The sequence below is a fragment of the Achromobacter ruhlandii genome (assembly GCF_002082135.1).
Classification (GTDB): Bacteria; Pseudomonadota; Gammaproteobacteria; order Burkholderiales; family Burkholderiaceae_B; genus Achromobacter; species Achromobacter ruhlandii.
The window spans coordinates 6,226,336-6,246,192 of record NZ_CP017433.1 but is presented as its reverse complement, the minus strand read 5'-3'; the positions used below and the strand labels follow the sequence as shown (position 1 = coordinate 6,246,192).

General features: G+C 66.1%; 18 protein-coding genes. 8 read left to right on the top strand and 10 right to left on the bottom strand.

Going from position 1 to position 19,857, the window contains the following annotated elements:
- A complete protein-coding gene (locus tag AruCF_RS28315; RefSeq protein ID WP_049078205.1) occupies nt 1-1,128 on the top strand; it encodes a deoxyguanosinetriphosphate triphosphohydrolase in 1,128 nt (375 codons plus the stop codon).
- 85 nt (nt 1,129-1,213) lie between these two features.
- Here the strand turns inward: AruCF_RS28315 and AruCF_RS28310 are convergent, their stop codons facing one another.
- A complete protein-coding gene (locus tag AruCF_RS28310; protein ID WP_049077207.1) occupies nt 1,214-1,876 on the bottom strand; it encodes a glutathione S-transferase family protein in 663 nt (220 codons plus the stop codon).
- 42 nt (nt 1,877-1,918) lie between these two features.
- Nucleotides 1,919-4,774, bottom strand: a complete 2,856-nt coding sequence (uvrA, locus tag AruCF_RS28305) for an excinuclease ABC subunit UvrA (RefSeq protein ID WP_372363483.1) — start codon at nt 4,772-4,774, stop codon at nt 1,919-1,921.
- Nucleotides 4,775-4,907: 133 nt separating this feature from the next.
- Between uvrA and AruCF_RS28300 the strand changes: the two genes are divergently transcribed.
- The 6 genes from AruCF_RS28300 to AruCF_RS28275 all read left to right on the top strand — a co-directional run bounded on the left by AruCF_RS28300 (nt 4,908) and on the right by AruCF_RS28275 (nt 9,812).
- Complete coding sequence (locus AruCF_RS28300; RefSeq protein ID WP_049077204.1) at nt 4,908-6,092, top strand: MFS transporter; 1,185 nt, start codon at nt 4,908-4,910, stop codon at nt 6,090-6,092.
- Between the two features lie 282 nt (nt 6,093-6,374).
- Nucleotides 6,375-6,896, top strand: a complete 522-nt coding sequence (ssb, locus tag AruCF_RS28295) for a single-stranded DNA-binding protein (protein ID WP_026382027.1) — start codon at nt 6,375-6,377, stop codon at nt 6,894-6,896.
- A 528-nt stretch (nt 6,897-7,424) separates the two neighbouring features.
- The gene (locus AruCF_RS28290) at nt 7,425-8,153 is read left to right on the top strand and encodes a class I SAM-dependent methyltransferase (RefSeq protein ID WP_049077203.1); all 729 of its coding nucleotides are present in this window, start codon (nt 7,425-7,427) and stop codon (nt 8,151-8,153) included.
- Between the two features lie 248 nt (nt 8,154-8,401).
- The gene (locus AruCF_RS28285) at nt 8,402-8,707 is read left to right on the top strand and encodes a DUF4148 domain-containing protein (RefSeq protein ID WP_049077201.1); all 306 of its coding nucleotides are present in this window, start codon (nt 8,402-8,404) and stop codon (nt 8,705-8,707) included.
- A gap of 77 nt (nt 8,708-8,784) precedes the next feature.
- Nucleotides 8,785-9,090 (top strand): DUF4148 domain-containing protein, encoded by a 306-nt coding sequence (locus AruCF_RS28280; protein ID WP_049077199.1) that lies wholly within the window; start codon nt 8,785-8,787, stop codon nt 9,088-9,090.
- A 131-nt stretch (nt 9,091-9,221) separates the two neighbouring features.
- The gene (locus AruCF_RS28275) at nt 9,222-9,812 is read left to right on the top strand and encodes a TetR/AcrR family transcriptional regulator (protein ID WP_049077196.1); all 591 of its coding nucleotides are present in this window, start codon (nt 9,222-9,224) and stop codon (nt 9,810-9,812) included.
- 131 nt (nt 9,813-9,943) lie between these two features.
- Here the strand turns inward: AruCF_RS28275 and AruCF_RS28270 are convergent, their stop codons facing one another.
- From AruCF_RS28270 to AruCF_RS28260, 3 genes are all read right to left on the bottom strand, one after another.
- Nucleotides 9,944-10,801, bottom strand: a complete 858-nt coding sequence (locus AruCF_RS28270; protein ID WP_063569769.1) for a cysteine hydrolase family protein — start codon at nt 10,799-10,801, stop codon at nt 9,944-9,946.
- A 309-nt stretch (nt 10,802-11,110) separates the two neighbouring features.
- Nucleotides 11,111-11,728 carry a TetR/AcrR family transcriptional regulator gene (locus AruCF_RS28265; RefSeq protein ID WP_049078203.1) on the bottom strand — a complete coding sequence of 206 codons (618 nt, stop codon included), beginning with the start codon at nt 11,726-11,728 and terminating at the stop codon, nt 11,111-11,113.
- 123 nt (nt 11,729-11,851) lie between these two features.
- The gene (locus AruCF_RS28260) at nt 11,852-14,026 is read right to left on the bottom strand and encodes a malate synthase G (RefSeq protein WP_049077192.1); all 2,175 of its coding nucleotides are present in this window, start codon (nt 14,024-14,026) and stop codon (nt 11,852-11,854) included.
- A gap of 236 nt (nt 14,027-14,262) precedes the next feature.
- Here AruCF_RS28260 and glcC point away from each other — a divergent pair, with 236 nt between their 5' ends.
- The gene (gene glcC / locus AruCF_RS28255; protein ID WP_049077184.1) at nt 14,263-15,021 is read left to right on the top strand and encodes a transcriptional regulator GlcC; all 759 of its coding nucleotides are present in this window, start codon (nt 14,263-14,265) and stop codon (nt 15,019-15,021) included.
- 2 nt (nt 15,022-15,023) lie between these two features.
- On the opposite strand, the gene AruCF_RS28250 is transcribed toward glcC, so the two are convergent.
- The 5 genes from AruCF_RS28250 to AruCF_RS28230 all read right to left on the bottom strand — a co-directional run bounded on the left by AruCF_RS28250 (nt 15,024) and on the right by AruCF_RS28230 (nt 19,850).
- Nucleotides 15,024-16,142: a saccharopine dehydrogenase family protein gene (locus tag AruCF_RS28250; RefSeq protein ID WP_049077182.1), complete on the bottom strand. Its 1,119-nt coding sequence runs from the start codon at nt 16,140-16,142 to the stop codon at nt 15,024-15,026.
- A 207-nt stretch (nt 16,143-16,349) separates the two neighbouring features.
- A complete protein-coding gene (locus AruCF_RS28245) occupies nt 16,350-16,745 on the bottom strand; it encodes a DUF4148 domain-containing protein (RefSeq protein ID WP_080977534.1) in 396 nt (131 codons plus the stop codon).
- Between the two features lie 393 nt (nt 16,746-17,138).
- Nucleotides 17,139-17,549, bottom strand: a complete 411-nt coding sequence (locus tag AruCF_RS28240) for a DUF1090 domain-containing protein (RefSeq protein WP_049077177.1) — start codon at nt 17,547-17,549, stop codon at nt 17,139-17,141.
- Nucleotides 17,550-17,620: 71 nt separating this feature from the next.
- Nucleotides 17,621-18,547, bottom strand: coding sequence for a 4-hydroxybenzoate octaprenyltransferase (ubiA, locus tag AruCF_RS28235; RefSeq protein WP_049077174.1), 927 nt, complete (start codon nt 18,545-18,547; stop codon nt 17,621-17,623).
- A 100-nt stretch (nt 18,548-18,647) separates the two neighbouring features.
- Nucleotides 18,648-19,850 carry an aminotransferase-like domain-containing protein gene (locus AruCF_RS28230; protein WP_049077171.1) on the bottom strand — a complete coding sequence of 401 codons (1,203 nt, stop codon included), beginning with the start codon at nt 19,848-19,850 and terminating at the stop codon, nt 18,648-18,650.
- Nucleotides 19,851-19,857 lie beyond the last annotated feature (7 nt).

Sequence of the window (19,857 nt, the reverse complement as noted above, 5' to 3'; positions counted from 1 at the left end):
ATGAAAGAACTGGCTTCCTATGCATCCGACCCGTCCCGATCGCGCGGCCGGGCCTATGCCGAACCCGCGCCGGAAAACCGCACGGAATTCCAGCGCGATCGCGACCGCATCATCCATTCCGGCGCGTTCCGGCGGCTGGAGTACAAGACCCAGGTCTTCGTGAACCACGAAGGCGATCTGTTCCGCACGCGCCTGACGCACAGCCTGGAAGTGGCGCAGATCGCGCGGACCCTGGCGCGCAGCCTGGGGCTGTCGGAAGACCTGACCGAAGCCATTTCGCTGGCGCACGACCTGGGCCACACGCCGTTCGGTCACGCCGGCCAGGACGAACTCAATGCCTGCATGCGCGAGCTGGCGCCCGAGGCCGGCGGCTTCGAGCACAACCTGCAGAGCCTGCGGGTGGTCGATGAGCTCGAAGAGCGCTATGCCGATTTCAACGGCCTGAACCTGTGCTTCGAGACCCGCGAGGGCATCCTCAAGCATTGCTCGGCGGCCCATGCGCGGCAGCTGGGCGCAGTGGGCGAACGCTTCCTGGACCGCACTCAGCCGTCGCTGGAGGCGCAGATCGCCAACCTGGCCGACGAAGTGGCCTACAACAACCACGACATTGATGACGGCCTGCGCTCGGGACTGATCACACTGGAGCAATTGCAGGGCGTGTCCATCTTCCAGCGTCATCATGCCGAGGTGCTGGCGCGTTACCCCGATCTGGCGTCGCGCCGCGCGGTGGCCGAGACCATCCGCCGCATGATAAATACGCTGATCGGCGACCTGACGCGCACGTCGCTGGCGCGCATCCGCGAGGCGGCGCCAGCCTGCGCCGACGACGTGCGCCGCGCGCCGCCGCTGGCTGGATTCTCGGACGACATTCGGCGCGAAGCCGACGAACTCAAGAAGTTCCTGTTCGACAATCTGTACCGACACTACCGCGTGTTGCGCATGACCACCAAGGCGCGGCGCATCGTGCGCGAACTGTTCGCGGCGTTCCTGGGTGATCCGCGTCTGTTGCCGCCGGACTATCGGCGCGCCGCCTTCAACGACCAGGCCCGCGCCATCGCCGACTACATCGCCGGCATGACCGACCGCTACGCCATCCGCGAGCACCGGCGCCTGTTCGACATGAGCTAGGAGCCGGCGCCAGGCGGCGTCCAGGCTGGCGTGTCCTGGGCGGCACCCGCGCCGGGTTCAGGTGGCGAGACGCGGCCCTGCGGCGTCAACGATGCTTGCGGTAGGGTTCGTCGGCTTCGACGAAGGTGGCTTCGGCGCGCGCGTCGCGCATCCATTCCTGCATCGCCGGCAGCGCCAGCACGGCGTCCATGTAGTCGCGCACCGGGCCGGCCGCGGCGATGCCGTAGGTGACGAAGCGCGACACCACGGGGGCGAAGAACGCATCGGCGATCGAGAAGGCGCCGAACAGGAACGGGCCGCCCTGGCCGAATTCCGCGCGCGTGTCCTGCCAGATGGCGTGCATGCGCGAAATCTCCTGGCGCGCGGCCTCGGGGATGTCGATGCCGGGCAGGTGCGCCTCGATGTTCATCGGCAGCGCCTGGCGCAGCGCGCCGAAACCGCTGTGCATCTGCGCCGCCAGCGAACGGGCGCGGGCCCGGGCGCGGGCGTCCTGCGGCCACAGGCGGGCCTCGGGATGCTGTTCAGCCACGTATTCGCAGATCGCCAGCGAGTCCCAGACCGCCAGGTCGCCATCCAGCAGCACCGGCACCAGTCCGGCCGGCGTGAGCGTTTCCAGATGGCGGGCGAATGCCTCGGTGAACAGGCCCAGCTTCTGTTCGGTGAAGGCGACGCCGGTGGCGCGCAGCGCGAGCCAGGGCCGCAGCGACCACGACGAGTAGTTCTTGTTGCCGATGATCAAGGTGTACATGCCGATTCCCCTTGGTGACAGGCCCTGATTGCGCCGCGCCGTTCAGCCGCCGGGCGTGCGGCGCAGCAGTTTGCCGAGATAGTGTCCGGTGTGGCTTTCCGGGGCGGCCGCCACGTCTTCCGGCGTGCCTTGCGCCACCACCCGGCCGCCGCCGTCGCCGCCTTCCGGGCCCATGTCGACGAGCCAGTCCGCGGTCTTGATGACGTCCAGGTTGTGCTCGATGATGAGCACGGTGTTGCCGCTGTCCACCAGTTGGTTGAGCACCTGCAGCAGCAGTTCGATGTCGCGGAAATGCAGGCCGGTGGTGGGTTCGTCCAGGATGTACAGCGTGCGGCCGGTGCTGCGGCGCGACAGTTCCTGCGACAGCTTCACGCGCTGCGCTTCACCGCCCGACAGCGTGGTGGCGCTCTGGCCCAGCCGGATGTACGACAGGCCGACGTCGATCAGCGTGTGCAGCTTGCGCGCGATCGCCGGCACCGATTCGAAATACTCCAGCGCCTGCTCGACCGTCAGGTCCAGCACTTCGCTGATGTTGCGGCCACGGTAGCGGATCTCGAGCGTTTCGCGGTTGTAGCGCTTGCCGTGGCACACGTCGCAGGGCACGTACATGTCGGGCAGGAAGTGCATCTCGACCTTGACCACGCCGTCGCCCTGGCAGGCCTCGCAGCGCCCGCCCTTGACGTTGAAGCTGAAGCGCCCGGGATCGTAGCCGCGGGTGCGGGCCTCGGGCACGCCCGCGAACAGTTCGCGGATCGGCGTGAACAGGCCGGTGTAGGTGGCCGGGTTGCTGCGCGGCGTGCGGCCGATCGGGCTCTGGTCGACGCTGATGATCTTGTCGAAGTTCTCCAGGCCCTGCATTGCGACGTAGGGCGCCGGCTCGCTCTGCGCATGATGCAGTTGGCGCGACACCGCCACCGCCAGGGTGTCGTTGACCAGGGTCGATTTGCCCGAGCCGGACACGCCGGTGACGCAGATCAGGCGGCCGGCGGGCAGGCGCAGATCGACGTTCTTGAGGTTGTTGCCGCTGGCGCCCGTGAGCGTCAACCAGGGCAGGTCCTCGGTGACCGGCCGGCGCTTGGGAATGGCGATGGCGCGCTGGCCGCTCAGGTACTGGCCAGTGAGCGAATTCGGGTCGCGCTGCACGGTCTCGGGATCGCCTTGCGAAACCACCTCGCCGCCATGCTCGCCCGCGCCCGGCCCCATGTCCACGACCCAGTCGGCCATGCGGATCATGTCTTCGTCGTGCTCGACCACGATGACGCTGTTGCCCAGGTCGCGCAGATGCTGCAGCGTGCCGATGAGGCGATCGTTGTCGCGCTGGTGCAGGCCGATGGAGGGCTCGTCCAGCACGTACATCACGCCGGTCAGGCCTGAGCCGATCTGGCTGGCCAGGCGGATGCGCTGGGCCTCGCCGCCGGAGATGGTGTCGGCGCTTCGGTCCAGCGACAGATAGTTCAGCCCGACGTTGTTCAGAAAGCTCAGGCGCGCCTCGATCTCGCGCACGATGCGCTGCGCGATCTCTTGCTTGGCGCCGGTCAGGGTCAGGTCGCGGAACCACGCCAGGCAGGTCGACAGCGGCATCGCTTCGACTTCATAGATGGCCTGGCCATGGCGTTCGCCGCCGCGCGGGTCCTGGCCGATCAACACGTTGCGCGCTTCCGGCCGCAGGCGCGAGCCGCCGCAGTCGGGGCAGGTCTTGATGTTGCGGTACTTGCCCAGCTCCTCGCGCACGGTGGCCGAATCGGTCTCGCGCCAACGGCGTTCGAGGTTCGGGATCACGCCTTCGAAGGTGTGGCGCTTGACGGTGCTGCGGCCCTTTTCGTTCAGGTACAGGAACGAGATTTCCTCGTCGCCCGAGCCATACAGCACTTTGTCGCGCAGCGCTTCGGGCAAGTCCTCGAAGGGCGCCTCGATATCGAATTCGTAGTGCGCCGCCAGGCTGGTCAGCAGCGAGTGGGTGAACGCGTTGCGGCGGTCCCAGCCGCGGATGGCGCCGGCCGCCAGGCTCAGCTCGGGGAAGGCGACCACGCGCTTGGGATCGAAGAAACCGACCTGGCCGATGCCGTCGCAGCTGGGGCAGGCGCCCATCGGGTTGTTGAAGCTGAACAGGCGCGGTTCCAGTTCCGGCAGGCTGTGGCTGCAGACCGGGCAGGCGTAGCGGCTGGAGAACACCTGTTCGCGGCTGCCGTCCATGTCCAGCGCCAGCGCGCGGCCGTCGGCCAGCTGCAGCGCGGTCTCGAAGCTCTCGGCCAGGCGCTGCTTGCTCTCGGGCTTGATGCGCAGGCGGTCGATGACCACGTCGATGTCGTGCTTCTCGGTTTTCTTCAGCGGCGCCATGCCGTCGAGTTCCACCATCTGGCCGTCCACGCGCAGGCGCACGTAGCCCTGCGCTTGCAGGCTGGCGCATTCGTCCTCGAAGCTGCCCTTCTTGCCGCGCGCGATGGGAGCCAGCACCGCCAGGCGGGTGTCGGCCGGCCAGGACAGCACCGCGTCCACCATCTGGCTGACGCTCTGCGCCTGCAACGGCAGGCCGTGGTCCGGGCAATAGGGCGTGCCGACCCGCGCGTACAAGAGGCGCAGGTAGTCGTGGATTTCGGTGATGGTGCCGACCGTGGAGCGCGGGTTGTGGCCCGCCGCCTTCTGTTCGATCGAGATGGCCGGCGACAGGCCCTCGATCAGATCGACGTCGGGCTTGTCCATCAACTGCAGGAACTGGCGGGCGTAGGCGGACAGGCTTTCGACGTAGCGCCGCTGCCCCTCCGCGTAGAGCGTATCGAATGCCAGCGAGGACTTGCCCGAGCCGGACAGGCCCGTGACCACCACCAGCTTGTGGCGCGGCAGATCCAGCGAGACGTTCTTGAGATTGTGGGTGCGGGCACCCCGAATGCGTATGGTCACGTCTATCGGGCTCTTTTAAGCGGTTGCAAAGGCCAACTTGGTACTATAGCGCGCCGAGTCCTCAGGCCATAGATCAGACCGCAAGCGCATGACATCCGCGCGCGAACGGCCCTCGTCACCGTTGAAAATTCGCATGCCGGCAGACACGAAACTGAAATTGACGCCTTCCGAGCGCCGCGCCAGCGTGGCGCTGGCCGGTTTGTTCGCCGCGCGGATGCTGGGGTTGTTCCTGTTGCTGCCGGTGTTCGCCGTGGCCGCCCGTGGCCTGCCCGGGGGCGACGACCCCGCCCGGGTCGGGCTGGCGCTGGGCATGTACGGTTTGACCCAGGCGTTCATGCAGATTCCGTTCGGGCTGGCGTCGGACCGTTGGGGGCGCCGGCCCGTGGTGCTGTTCGGCCTGCTGCTGTTCGTGGCGGGCAGCGTGGTCTGTGCGCAGGCCGATGATGTGTTCTGGATCACCATCGGCCGCGCCATCCAGGGCGCGGGCGCGATTTCGGCCGCCGTGACCGCCTGGCTGGCCGACGCCACTCGCGACGAGGTGCGCACCCGCGCCATGGCCATGGTGGGCGGCTCGATCGGCCTGTCGTTCGCCGCGTCGCTGGTGCTGTCGCCCGTGCTGGTGGGCTGGTGGGGCCTGTCGGGCCTGTTCTGGACCATTGCCTGCCTGGGCGTGATCTGCCTGGCGGTGGCGCGCTGGGTGGTGCCGGTGGTGCCGCGCACGCAGGCCCGCAGCATGCAGGCCGCCAGTCCGCGCCAGGTTCTTACCCACACCGATCTGTTGCGGCTCAATTTTGGCGTGTTCGTGCTGCACATGATCCAGGTGTCGCTGTTCGTGGTGGTGCCAGCGCTGCTGGCCAAGGCCGGCGGCCTGGACGCGCGTGAGCTCTGGAAGGTCTACCTGCCTGTGATCCTGGTGTCGTTCGTGTTGATGGTGCCAGTGGTGTTCGTGGCCGAAAAGCGCCGCGCCCACCGCGGTGCGCTGCGCGCCGCCGTGGCCGGGCTGGTGCTGGTGTGCGCGCTGCTGCCGGCGGCCAGCCATGGCTTCTACCCCCTGGCGGCGGCCCTGACCGGTTTCTTCGTGGCCTTCAACGTACTGGAGGCGCTGCAGCCCTCGCTGGTGTCGCGCGTGGCGCCGCAGGCCTACAAGGGCCTGGCGCTGGGCTTCTACAACACCGCCCAGGCCGCTGGCCTGTTCACGGGCGGCGCGCTGGGCGGCTGGGCCGCTTCGCATTCCGGCGCCGGCGCCGTGTTCATCGGCGCCGCGGTGCTGGCCGCCGTCTGGCTGGCCGTGACCTGGGCGCTCAAGCCGCTGGCCTAGGCGGCTGCCGTTGGCGAAAGTCGCGGATCGCGCCGCCAACGGTGTCCAACAGCGGTGAAATCGTTTCCCCGGGTGGACGGCTTTGTCACCAATCGGGTTTGGCGCGGCGGGCGCTTTTCGTCGATAATAGAAGGCAAATTAGGGCTTCACCGGCGTCGCCGGTCATCGCTGCGATGACCGGCGAGTTTCATGAAGCCGGTCTTCAACATCGCTATTTATGTTGTTGCCGGCGCGCTCGCGGCAACGCGTGGCACAGGCTGTCAACAACAGAGGGACAACGGCATGGCATCGGTTAACAAAGTCATTCTCGTGGGCAACCTGGGTCGCGACCCGGAAGTCCGCTACAGCCCCGACGGGGCCGCAATCTGCAACATGTCCATCGCCACCACCTCCACCTGGAAGGACAAGGCCTCGGGCGAACGCCGCGAAGAAACCGAATGGCACCGCGTGGTCATGTACAACCGCCTGGCCGAAATCGCCGGCGAATACCTGAAGAAGGGCCGCTCGGTCTACATCGAAGGCCGCCTGAAGACCCGCAAGTGGCAAGACAAGGACACCGGCGCTGACCGTTACAGCACCGAAATCGTCGCCGACCAGATGCAGATGCTGGGTGGCCGCGAAGACGGCGGCGGCGGTGGCGGCAGCTACGGTGGCGGCGGCGGTTACGACGACGCCCCGGCGCGCCAGCCGCAGCAGCGCGCCCCGGCCCAGCGTCCGGCGCCGCAACAGCGTCCCGCGCCCCAGGCCGCGCCCGCGGGCGGCGGCGCCAACCTGGCCGATATGGACGACGATATTCCGTTCTGATTTCCGCCTTCCCGGCGGTCGATCGACAAAGCCCGGCAAGCCTTGCGCTTGCCGGGCTTTGTGTCGTTTGGGCGTCTCGCTGCGCCCGTGTGTCTATGGAAACCGCGGTCTTCCCCCTGAATCCCGGACAGCTGTCCACAGGCTGTGCACAGCATTTCAACAGCTTTCCCACCGATTTTCCGGCCTTTTCCACAGCTTTTGCACAAGGGGTGCAAAGGCGGGATTGGCGCTGTTATCGAGGCTGCCCCGTCTTTCCACTTGGCGGAATATCGTCCGCCAACTTCGTGATCGGCGGTGGCCCGCAAGCCGCCTTGGTCCGCATCGGTGCGGGGCGGTCCCTATCCACAGGCTGCCCACAGCATTTACACAGCTTATCCAGCGTTATTGGAGGGTTTTCCACAGCTTTTCAACAGGGGGCGGGGCGGGTTGTCGGGTTCGCGCTAGGATTGTCGCTGTCCGTCATCAGCCGTCGATCATCCGTGCGCCACATGCCGTGACCGCGCCGATCGGTCCCGCGAGGAAATCCCCATGACTCAGAACATCTACGACACGCCCGAATTCTTCGAGGGCTACAGCCGCCTGGCCCGCTCGGTGCATGGCCTGGACGGCGCGCCGGAATGGCCGGCGCTGCGGGCACTGGTGGCGGACGTGAGGGGGCGCGACGTGGTCGACCTGGGTTGCGGCTTCGGCTGGTTCTGCCGCTGGGCCGATGAACAGGGAGCGGCCAGCATCCTGGGGCTGGACGTGTCCGCCAACATGCTGGCGCGGGCACGCGCCACGACCATCAGCGCCACCATCCGCTATGAACATTCAGACCTGGAGCGGTTGCAGCTGCCCGCGCAAAGCGTCGACCTTGCCTACAGCTCGCTGACCCTGCATTACCTGGAGCGCCTGCCTGCCTTGGTCGCGACCGTGCACCGGGCGCTCAGGCCCGGAGGGCGCTTCGTGTTTTCCTGCGAGCATCCCATCTACACCGCGCCGGCGCGCCCCGGGTTCATCGAGGATAGCGAAGGGCAACGAATCTGGCCGTTGAACCAATACGCGTTGCGTGGCGAACGGCGCACGGATTGGCTCGCCGAAGGCGTGATCAAGCAGCACCGCACGGTGGCGGACTATGTGAACCTGCTGATCGGCGCCGGGTTCACGCTCACGCACTTGGACGAATGGGCGCCCGACGCGGCCCAGCTGGCCGCGCAACCGGCGCTGGCGCAGGAGCGGGATCGGCCCATGATGCTGCTGGTGGCGGCCAACCGGTAGGGGAGAACGCCCTGGCGGGAGGGAATAGGAGGACGTCGAATGCAGTGAAATAATATGTTGCACAAAACCTGCTTGCGCTATCTATCTAGTAGTAGGTAAGATTCATCCATCGACGCAGCACCCAGACAGCAACGCGGCGTCGCCCAAACCAGAAATACAGTAGCACCCCTTTTTATTTGCCGTGTTATCTACCTATAAGTAGATAGTTTAGACGAAACAACCTAGCCATCGCTATTTGGAGATCCCTCATGAAGACCCTCGTATCCGCCCTGATCCTGTCCGCTTCCTTCATCGGCGCCGCCCAAGCCGGCGAACTGGACTATCCGCCCGCCCAGGACACCCACAGCACCGTGACGCGCGCCCAAGTGCAGCAAGAACTCGCCGCGGCCCGCGCCAACGGTGAACTGGCCACGACCGAAGAAGGCTACGCCGCCACCGCGTTTGCCAGCGCTGGCGACAAGAGCCGCGCCCAGGTCAAGCAGGAACTGGCCGCCGCTCGCGCCCAAGGCCTGACCGAAAGCGGCGAACTGGACTACCCGCCCGTCCAAGGCTGATTTTTTTGACCTCGAATCTATCTATGGATAGATAGCACTTCCTGAATCGCATTGCCGATCCTTACTGGAGATCAACCATGAAGACCCTCGTATCCGCCCTGATCCTGACCGCCTCGTTCCTCGGTGCCGCCCATGCCGGCGAACTGGACTATCCGCCCGCCGTCGACACCCACAGCACGGTGACCCGCGCGCAGGTGCAGCAAGAACTGGCGGCCGCTCGCGCCAACGGTGAACTGGCCAGCGGCGAAGAAGGCTACGCAGCTACCGCTTACGCCAGCGCCGGCGACAAGAGCCGCGCCCAGGTCAAGCAGGAATTGGCCGCCGCCCGCGCCCAGGGCCTGACCGAAAGCGGTGAACTGGACTATCCGCCCGTGCAAGGCTGAGTCCGATGTCGGCCACTGCGAACCCCGGGGGGCGGGAACATTCCCGGCCGGGGTTCGCACGGTTGCATCGGAGCCCCGCATAGGGAATACCGCCGATGACGTACCGACCTATTAGTAGGTAATATTCAGCCATGGACACTCCGACCCCCAACACCACCCGCGACCAGCTGCTGGCCCACGCCGAGAAGCTGATCCGTACCCGCGGCTGCAACGGCTTCAGCTATCGAGATCTGGCCGAGCATGTGGGCGTGAAGACGTCCAGCATCCATTACTACTTTCCAGGCAAGGACGACCTGTTGTACGAGGCCGTCGAGGCCTACAGCGCCCGCGCCCTGGCGTCCGTGCGCAGCATCGACACCGCGCAGCCGGCACATGCCCAGCTCGACGCGTATCTGTCGATGATGGAGTCCAAGGCCTGTGGCCACGGTGAGTTGTGCCTGGGTGGCATGCTGGCCGCCGAAATGATGAGCCTGCCCGACCGCGTGCGCGGCGCCTTGCAGGGATTTTTCCGGGCGCACGAAGCCTGGCTGGCTCGCGTGCTGGCGCAAGGCGCCGAGGAAGGCACGCTGAAGTTTTCGGGCTCCGCCGAAGCGGCCGGCCGGGCGGTGTTCGCCACGGTGCAGGGCTGCATGCTGGTGTCGCGCCTGTTCCAGGCGCCGCCGGCCTTGTGCGAGGCGATCAGCGCCCTCTACGTCCAATGCCAGGACAAGCCCGCCGCCTGAGGCTTTCCGTCTTTCCTCCGCCACGGCCGCAACGCGCAAGCTTGCGGCCGTTGTGTTTACGGATCCGCGCCGACGCTGTCGTGTTGTGCGCCGCCAGTCGCGGACGTCGGGAAGTCCGGCCGCCCGTAGCGTCAGGCCGTCAGTGCGCGCGCCATGTCCGTGCTGCTGCGTGCCTGCATGCCCAGGTCGCGCATGCGTTGCAGGAAACCCGCCTGGGCTTCGCCAAAACCCGTGACCGGGCTGATGCAGTCCGTCAGCAGGACCACGCGTGACAGATTGCCTCCCGGCAGGTATTCGGCAATGTGCTCGACGGTGGCCTTGACGCAATGGCTGCCAGCCTCGCCGGCAACGATGATGAGATCGGCGCGGTCGAGCGAATCGAGCAGCCGGCGGTTGAGCTGGCTGCGCGGGTCATCGGCGTCGGGCACTTCAGCCATCAGTGCGCTGTAGTGCTCCGTCCACGGGTTGGCGCCCTTGGGCACCTTGCGCACGATGAACTGGCGTTCGTCTTCCCAACGGGCATAGGCCGCGCGCACATCCGCGTGGACGTTGTGGCCCCAGCTGCCGATCTCGCAATGCACCGGCCATACCATCAGGGTGTAGCGGCCGCGCGCCTCCAGCTCCTCCAGGTAGGTCAACGTGCGCAGCAGGTCGTCGGCGTGGCGCGGCTGGAAGGCGCCCGAGCGTACCTGGCTGGCGGTGATGGGGGTGAAAGGGGCGACCGCGCGACCGTCGCCGGTGCGCCAAAAGGTGGGATGGGCGATATCCAGCCGGTGGTGTGAATCCAGCGTGACGGTAATGGCCGACAAGGCGGGCGCGGTGGCGTCGATGAAGCGCGCCAGCCGCTGCATATCGGCATGCGCGCCGGGGACCGGCAGCGCGGGGGCCATGGCCTGGCCGCTCAGGGGATCGACAGGCAGATAGCTGGCGGGCAGGTCACAGAAATCATTCTGCGGATCGATGATCAGGAGATGAGCGGAACGCGACATGGAGGCACAGGCGGGGAGTGAGTATGCAATATAGACCGGGAGGCGCGCTGCGCGCGAGCGTCCGCGCGTCTGCGGCCCTGGCCGGCCCCCGCGGCCAACGTGTCTCAGAACAGTACCAAGTGGCGGGGCAGATCGGGCAACTGGCGCAGCAGCGCACGCCATGAGAGCCACGCTCGCGCCATGCCCGCCACCGCTACTGCCGCCGCGCTGAGATAGAAAACCATGATCCGCTCCATGCCGCGTAAATCGCACGATCGTGCGAAATTGATTGAAAACCATGCCGGCTGGCGCCGGCTTCCGGGGTAACGACTACTCGATGTACTTGAAACTGCGATACGTGGAAATCAGGCGTTCATAAGCGGCGCGGACCCGCTCGCGGGCCTTGGGGTCGCGCAGGAAGCGGGCGTCATGCATCAGCCCGATCATGAGACTGTAGACCTCGAACACCAGTTGCTCGGGATCGGTGTCCGGCCGCAAGTGGCCTTCGTCGAGCGCCTGCCGCACCGTGCGCACCATGACCCCGCGCCAGCGCCGCAGGTTGTTTTCCAGGATTTCGCGCAAGGGGGATTCGACGTCGTCGAATTCGAACGCGCCGGCGATATAGATGCAGCCGGTCAGTAGTTCGACGTTGCAGGCGCGTTCGATCCACAGGCTCATCAGCGCATTCAGGCGCGGCAACCCCCGTGGCTGCGACATGGCGGGGGTGAAGACGGCGGCCACGAAACGGCGTTCGTATTCGTCCAGCACGGCCTGCTGCAAGGCTTCGCGCGACCCTACGCGCGAAAATACGCCGCTCTTGCTGATGTCCAGTCGCTTGGCCACCTGGCCGAGCGACAGGCTTTCGAGGCCCTGGGCGGCGGCCATGTCCAGCGCCGCGTCCACGATGGCCGCGAACGTCAGTTCGCTTTTTTCAGTCTTGGCAGTCATGCGCTGCAATTTAGCACGACTGTGCGAAAAATGGTTCGGCCATTCCTGAAGCCGGCAAAAAAACGGACAGCCTGGGCTGTCCGGAATGTGAGGCGTGCCGCCGTAGCCGGCGGCCTCTGGCAATCAGGCCTGGGCGGCCTTGAATTCCAGGCGGAACTTGTGCAGCAGCGGTTCGGTGTAGCCATTGGGCTGGGTCAGGCCTTCGAACACCAGGGCGCAGGCGGCCTTGAACGCCAGCGAACGGTCGAAGTTGCCGGCCATCGGCAGGTAGTGGGGATCGCCGGCGTTCTGGCCGTCGACTACCTTGGCCATGCGCTTGAAGGTCTCCATGACCTGGTCGTTGTTGGTCACGCCGTGGCGCAGCCAGTTGGCGATGTGCTGGCTGGAAATGCGCAGCGTGGCGCGGTCTTCCATGAGGCCGACGTTATGGATGTCCGGCACCTTGGAGCAGCCCACGCCCTGGTCGATCCAGCGGACCACGTAGCCCAGGATGCCCTGCACGTTGTTGTCCAGCTCCTGCTGGATATCGGCGGCGGACCACTTGGAACGGTCGCCCACCGGCACCGTCAGCAGGCCGGCCAGCAGTTCGTCGCGCACGCTGTCGAGCTTGGTGCGTTCGAGTTCCTGCTGGACCGCCTGCACGTCCACCTGGTGGTAGTGCAGCGCGTGCAGCGTCGCGGCAGTGGGCGAGGGCACCCAGGCCGTATTGGCGCCGGCCTTGGGGTGCGCGATTTTCTGCTCGAGCATGGCGGCCATCAGGTCGGGCATGGCCCACATGCCCTTGCCGATCTGGGCGCGGCCGCGCAGGCCTGCGTCCAGGCCGACCAGCACGTTGTTGCGCTCATAGGCGGTGATCCAGGCGGTGGACTTCATGTCGCCCTTGCGCAGCATCGGACCGGCCTCCATGCTGGAGTGCATTTCGTCGCCGGTGCGATCGAGAAAGCCCGTGTTGATGAACGCCACGCGCGCCGCCGCGGCCGCGATGCAGGCCTTGAGGTTGATGCTGGTGCGGCGCTCCTCGTCCATGATGCCCATTTTCAGGGTGTGGCGCGGCAGGGCCAGGAGGTCTTCAACGCGGTCGAACAGCTCGCTGGCGAAGGCGGCTTCGGCGGGGCCGTGCATCTTGGGCTTGACGATGTAGACAGAGCCGGTGCGCGAATTGAGCTTGCGCTCACGGTCGTGCAGCGCCGCCAGGCTGGTGACCACGGCGTCGAGGATGCCTTCCGGGATCTCCTGGCCGTCGCGGTCGAGCACGGCCGGGTTGGTCATGAGGTGGCCAACGTTGCGCACGAACATCAGCGAGCGGCCATGCAGCGTCAGCGCCGAGCCGTCCGGACGCGTGTACTGGCGGTCGGGATTGAGCCTGCGGGTGAAGGTCTTGCCGCCCTTGGTGACGTCCTCGGTCAGGTCGCCCTTCATCAGGCCGAGCCAGTTGCGGTAGATGTGAACCTTGTCGTCCGCGTCGACCGCGGCAACCGAGTCCTCGCAATCCATGATGGTGGTCAGCGCGGCCTCGATCAACACGTCCTTGACCCCGGCGGCATCCGTGGCGCCAATGGCGTGGGCGCGATCGACCTGGATCTCGAAATGCAGGCCATTGTTCTTGAGCAGGACGGCGCTGGGTGCCGCGGCGTCGCCCTGGTAGCCAAGGAACTGGGCCGGCGTCTTGAGCGTGGTGGCGCCGTTGGCAAGCGCCACCTTGAGCTGTCCGTTCTCGACCGAGTAGCCGTGGGCGTCGGCGTGAGACCCCTGTGCCAGCGGCGCCGCGCCATCCAGGAAGGCGCGGGCGCGGGCGATGACGGCGCGGCCGCGTTCCGGGTTGTAGCCGGCGCCGTTGTCGCCGGGCGTGGCGGGAATCGCGTCGGTGCCGTACAGCGCGTCGTACAGGCTGCCCCAGCGCGCGTTGGCGGCATTCAGGGCGTAGCGGGAGTTGGACACCGGCACCACCAGTTGCGGCCCGGCCTGGTGCGAGATTTCGGTGTCGACGTTGTCGGTGGTGGCGCGCACGCTGGCCGGCTGCGGCAGCAGGTAGCCGATGCTTTCCAGGAACTGGCGATAGGCGGCCGGGTCGGCGATGGGGCCGGGGTGGGCGCGATGCCAGCGGTCGAGCTCAGCCTGCAGGCGATCGCGTTCGGCCAACAGCGCGCGATTCTTGGGCGCCAGGTCGTGTACCAGGGCCGCGAACCCTTTCCAGAACGCGTCGGCGTCCAGGCCGGAGCCGGGCAGCGCCTCTTGTTCGATGAACTGGCTGAGATTGGCCGCCACTTGCAGGCCGTGGTGCTGGATGCGTTGAGTCATGCGGGTCTCTGACGATTGGAGGTCTGGGCGGCGCGCGCGCCGGGCGAATCTGTCCGTACATCATCGTTCGCGTGCGCCGCAAAGTCCATATCAAAACCCGCTGGTCATACCAGTTTGTTCGCGGACTGCTGGGCAAACATGGTTTTTTTATGGTTTTATATCAGCTACTTACGAAGGTGGAATCTGGCAGGCTGCTTGGTATGCGTGCTTGGTCATACCACTGGCGCGGAGAGCCCATGCACGCGGAAACTGAAGCAAAACCCCGCCAGGTGGCGGATGAAGTAGCGGAGCGCATCGAACGCCTGATCCTGGACGGTGTCCTGAAGGCCGGCCAGGCGCTGCCGTCGGAACGGCGGCTGACCGAGAAGCTGGGCGTGTCGCGTACCGCGTTGCGCGAAGGCCTGAAGCTGCTGCGCGCCCGGGAAATCATCCACACCTCGCAAGGCAAGGGCTCGTTCGTGGCCCGTATCTCGAAGGTGGATGCCGGTCCGCTGATGCACCTGTTCAATTCGCAGCCGCGCACGCTGTACGACCTGCTGGAAGTGCGCTCGCTGCTGGAAGCGGATTCGGCGCGGCTGGCGGCCTTGCGCGGCACCGAGGCCGACTTCATCATGATCCGCCGTCGTTACGACGAGATGGTGAACGCCCAGGCCGCCGACACCGCCACGCACGCGCACCTGGATCATGCCTTCCACCTGGCCATCTGCGAGGCTTCGCACAACCCGGTGCTGGTGCACACGCTGCAGTCGCTCAATGACCTGATGCTTGGTTCCGTGTTCGCCTGTGTCAACAATCTGTACCACCGCGAACCCGAGAAGCGCCAGATCGACAAGCAGCATGCGCGGCTGTTCAACGCCGTTATCGGCCGCCAGCCGGAGCAGGCGCGCCGCGCCGCGGCCGACCATGTCGACAGCGTGCGGCAGAACCTGGCCGAGATCGAGCAGGAAGAGCAGCGCCTGGTGCGGGCGACGCTGCGCCTGGAGGGCTGGACTTAGCGTTAGCGGTCTTCGGTCATGGCGTTGGCCAGCGCCAGCGGCTTGCCGGCGTAGACGCGGCCGAAGCGGTTGCCCAGCAGGGCTTCCAGCGCGATCTGTTCCTGGCCCACGAAACCGCGCTGCGGCAACGCGCCCTGTGCCACCAGATCCAGCGCCGCGCAGATGCCGGCCGCCGTCGACAACTGGATCGCGCTGAGGCGATGGCCGTCGACATCGGCGCCGAACACGCGGATCGGATACGACTCTTCTTCCAGCCGGCCGTGGCGATGGCCCGAGGCCTGCGCCTGGATGACGATCACGTCCTGCTCGGTGGTGGGAATGGCGGTTTCGAAGATGTCCTTGAGCAGATCGCGGCGGTCACGCAGGCGCAGGTCATTGAGCAGCAGCTTCATCAGGTTGCAGTGGCCCGGATAGCGTACCGACTTGTAGTCGACATTGCGGGCGCGGCCCAGCAGGGTCGCGGGCAGCGTGCCCAGGCCGCCCGAGGTGTTGAAGGCCTCGTACTCGACCCCATCCAGCGCGAAGGTCTCGTAGCCTTCGAGCGCCGGCACGCTGGTCAACTGGCCGTCAACGATGGCCTCGCACGGATTGCAGTATTCGTTGATCAACCCTTCCGTGCTCCAGGTCAGGTTGTAGCGCAGGCTGTTGGAGGGGTAGCGCGGCAGTGCGCCCACGCGCATGCGCAGGTCCAGCAAGGTGTCAAAGCGTCGCGCCAGCGCGTTGCCGACGATACCGATGAAACCTGGCGCCAGGCCGCATTGCGGCATCAGGACGGCGCGGGCATCGCCGGCCAGGGCCTGGATGGCGTGCGTGCTGGCGACATCCTCGGTCAGGTCGAAATAGTGCACACCGGCCTGCGCGCACAGTTGCGCGACGGCGATGGCGCGATGAAACGGCAAGGCGTTGACGACCGCATAGCGGCCCTCGATGCAGCGGGCCAGCGACGCATCGTCACTGATCTGGCGCGTGTCGCAACCCAGTTCCGCGACAACACTTAGGCGCGCCGGGTCCTGGTCGGCGACCAGGACCGAATAGTCGCCGCTGCGCTCAAGCATCAAGGCAATGGCGAAACCGATTTTTCCGGCGCCCAGGAGGAGGACGGGCTTGGGGGAGGGGGACATGGTGCGGCTCCTGCATAGAGGGGGATGGGTTGGCCTCATCCTATGCGTGGGCGCTGTCGATTTGTAGATACCAAAGCGTCGTAACGGTTATATCTAACGTCGTTATGACTTAATTGAATGCCGAAACGTCAAAAAGAAAAGCCCTCCGGGTGAGGCCGGAGGGCTTTTGGGGGGCGATTGCCAGGGCCTGGAAGCCAGGCCATGCAATCAGCTGCCCATGGGGGGGTAGTCCATGTTGCCGAAGGTGACCAGGCCTTCCGCCTTGGCTTGGGCCAGTTCGGTCTGGACCTGGCTGCGGCTCAGCGACGTGGTGCTGGCGGCGTGGGCGACGGGCGGGTAGTCCATGTTGCCGAAGGTGACTTCACCGGCGTTCTTGGCCTGGGCAAGCTGTTCTTGCACTTGCTGCGAGGTCAGGCTGGACTTCTGGGCGATGGCGGCGGGGTAGCCTTCTTCGCCGAAGGTGTACTGGCCGGAAACCTTGGCTTGTTGCAGTTCGGCCTGGACCTGGGCGCGCGTCGGGCCTTGGTCGGCTTCAGCGGCTTGGGCGCCAGCGGCGGCCAGAACGGACATGGACAGCATCAAAGCGGTAGCAAGGGTTTTCATAGCAGACCTCCATATGTCTTGAGCTTGGGATCCGATCCTCTGGCCTGATTGCCGGGGGTCGCTTGCTGTGTCCCGATGAGTTGCATTCTCGGCCCAAATAACCTCGGGATAAACCCTTATTCCCTGAAAACATCTTTCCAAAATGAATACTAATCACGATGGAACTTACCAAATGGCACCATAGGTGGCGATATTTCCATTTGATGACGCAATAGGTAGTGGTCGCAGGAGAGATCGGGCGGGGAGGGGCGAGGGCTGGACCCGCGATGGGGCGCACGCCGCAGAGCCAGGCGTGCCGGAACAGGCAAGGACGGGGGAGATTCCGCAGCGCAAGCGAGGGGGAGAGCGCGCCACCCCGGGACGATGCCCCGGGGGCGGATCAAGGGGGAAAGATCAGCGGTTCAGGTCGGCCAGCGCGGCGTCGTATTCGGCACGGGCTTCATCCAGCTTGCGCTGGGCCTTGACGATCTTTTCCTGCTTGCCCTTGGCGCGTGCGGCCTTTAGCTCGTCTTCACGCTTGGCCACCTTGGCCTGCTTGTCGCGCACATGGGCTTCGCGTTCGGCTTCCAGGCGACCGTCGGTGCAATGTGCCCTGGTTTCTGCCAGCGCTCTTTGCAGGCCTGCCACGCGATGCGAGTTGTTGTGAGCGCGTGCGTAGTCGAGCTCACGTTCGAGGTGGCAAATCTTGGCGGCGCAGCCGCGTTGCACCGAGCATTCGGCGTGGTCGTAGGCGTATGCCGGCAGCAGGCCGGACAATGCGCTGGCCGCGGTGGCGGCCAGCAAGGTTTTGGTCAAAGCGGACATGCGGGTCTCCGTAAAACACGTCTCGGAGCGGGCATCATCCCTTAAGCGGGGGGCGTCCGCAATGCGCCGGATCAGCCGATCAGGGTGCCCGCGAGCGCCGCCGCGACCAGAATCGCACCCAGCCAGAGGTTGGCGCGGAACAGCATGAAGTTGCGATCCGGACGCTGGATATCGAACACTTTCAACTGCCACGCCAGGTGCACGGCGATCGCCGCCATGCCGACGTAATAGGCCCACGACATGCCGATGGCAAAGCCGCCCCAGGCCCACAAAATCACGGTGCCGAGATAGAAGCCGCCGATCCATAATTTGCCCTGGTCGCCGAAGCGCATGGCCGTGGAATGCAGGCCCAGGCTGCGGTCATCGCGCACATCGACGTAGGCATAGATGCTGTCGTAACCCACCTGCCACAGCACTGCGCCAAACCACATCGCGATGGCCGCCAGGGGCACATGGTTCTGCGTATCCGACCACGCCATCAGCATGCCCCAGTTGAAGCAGATGCCCAGCACCACCTGCGGCCAGTAGGTCACGCGCTTGCACAGCGGATAGATGAAAACGAACGGCAGAACGGCCACGGCGAGCCAGCGACTCATGCCATTCAGGAAGAACAAAAGCGACCCACAGACCACCAATTGGCCCAGCAAAAACCAGACCGCATTACGCATGCTGAGCTGCCCGCTGGTCAGCGGACGGAAGCGCGTGCGTTCGACGTGCTTGTCAAAGTTGCGATCGCACATGTCGTTGACGGTGCAGCCGATGCCGCGCATCAGCAGCGCGCCCAGCGAGAACACCACCAGGCGTTGCAGGTCGGGCAGGCCGCCGGCAGCCTGGACCAGCGCGGCGATACAGGGCAGCAGCGTCAGCCAGGTGCCGATGGGGCGGTCGAGCCGGCACAGGCGGGCGTAGGGCCGCCACGATTTGGGCAGCCAACGTTCGACCCAGTCGGTGAAAACAATGTCGCTGAGGTCGACGGGAGAGGATTGCGGAGCGCTCACTGTCACGGCGAAAGAAAAGGGAGGAAAGCCGACAGCATAAAACAACGGCCGGGCAATGCGCCCGGCCGTGCGACCGTCAAGCCTGGTCAGGACCCGGTTTTCAGGCCGTGTATTCCTTGAGCAGCTTGCCCAGGATGGCGATGCCGGTGCGGATCTTGTCTTCCGGCACCGTGGCGAAGCTCAGGCGCAGCGTGTTGGCGCGGCCGGCGCCGCTGTAGAACGGCGCGCCCGGCACGAACGCGACGTTCTGGGCGATGGCCTTTTCCAGCAGCTTGGTGCTGTCGATATGCTCGGGCAGCGTCACCCAGATGAACATGCCGCCTTCGGGCTTGGTCCAGCTGACGGTGGCGGGAAATTCGCGCGCGATGGCGTCCAGCATGCAGCTGCCCTGGGCGCGGTAGATCTCGCGCACGTTGGGCAGGTGCTCTTCGAGGAAGCCGTCCTTGACGATTTCGTACACGGCCATCTGGGTCAGCGTGGGCGTGTGCAGGTCGGTGGCCTGCTTGGCCTGCACCAGCTTGTTGATCAGCGGACGGGCGGCGGCGATGTAGCCCAGGCGCAGGCCGGGGGCCAGCACCTTGGAGAACGTGCCCAGGCGCACGACGTTGGCGCCGTATTCGGCGGCCAGGGCGATCAGGCCCGGCTGCGGTTCGCCGGCGTAGCGCAGTTCACCGTAGGGATCGTCCTCGATGATGGTCAGGCCGAGCTCGGCGGCGCGCTTGACCAGCGCGATGCGGCGTTCCAGGCTGAGGGTGCGGCCGGTGGGGTTCTGGAAGTTGGGCAGCGCGTACAGGAAGCGGGCGCCGGCGGCCAGCTCGGGGGTGATGGCCTCGGGAATCAGGCCGCCGTCATCGGTGGGCACCGGCACGTACTTGGGCTGGTACAGGCTGAACGATTGCAGGGCGCCCAGGTAGCTGGGGTCTTCGACCAGCACCTTGCTGTCCTTGTCGACCAGCACCTTGCCCAGCAGGTCCAGCGCCTGCTGCGAGCCGGACACGATCAGAACCTGGTCGGCGGCGACGTTGGCGCCGGCGCGGTTCAGGTCGTCGGCGACCCATTGGCGCAGCGGCGCGTAGCCTTCGGTGGGGCCGTATTGCAAGGCCGCGCGGCCATTGGTGGACAGTACCTTGTCGAATGCCGCACGCACCACTTCCACCGGGAAGCCGCCGGGCGCCGGCAGGCCGCCTGCGAACGAAATGACTTCGGGGCGCTCGGTGACCTTGAGGATCTCGCGGATCGCGGAGCTGGTGAGTTGCAGGGCGCGTTCGGAAAAGGCGAACGTCGGTTCGAGAGGCTTGTCCATGGTTTGC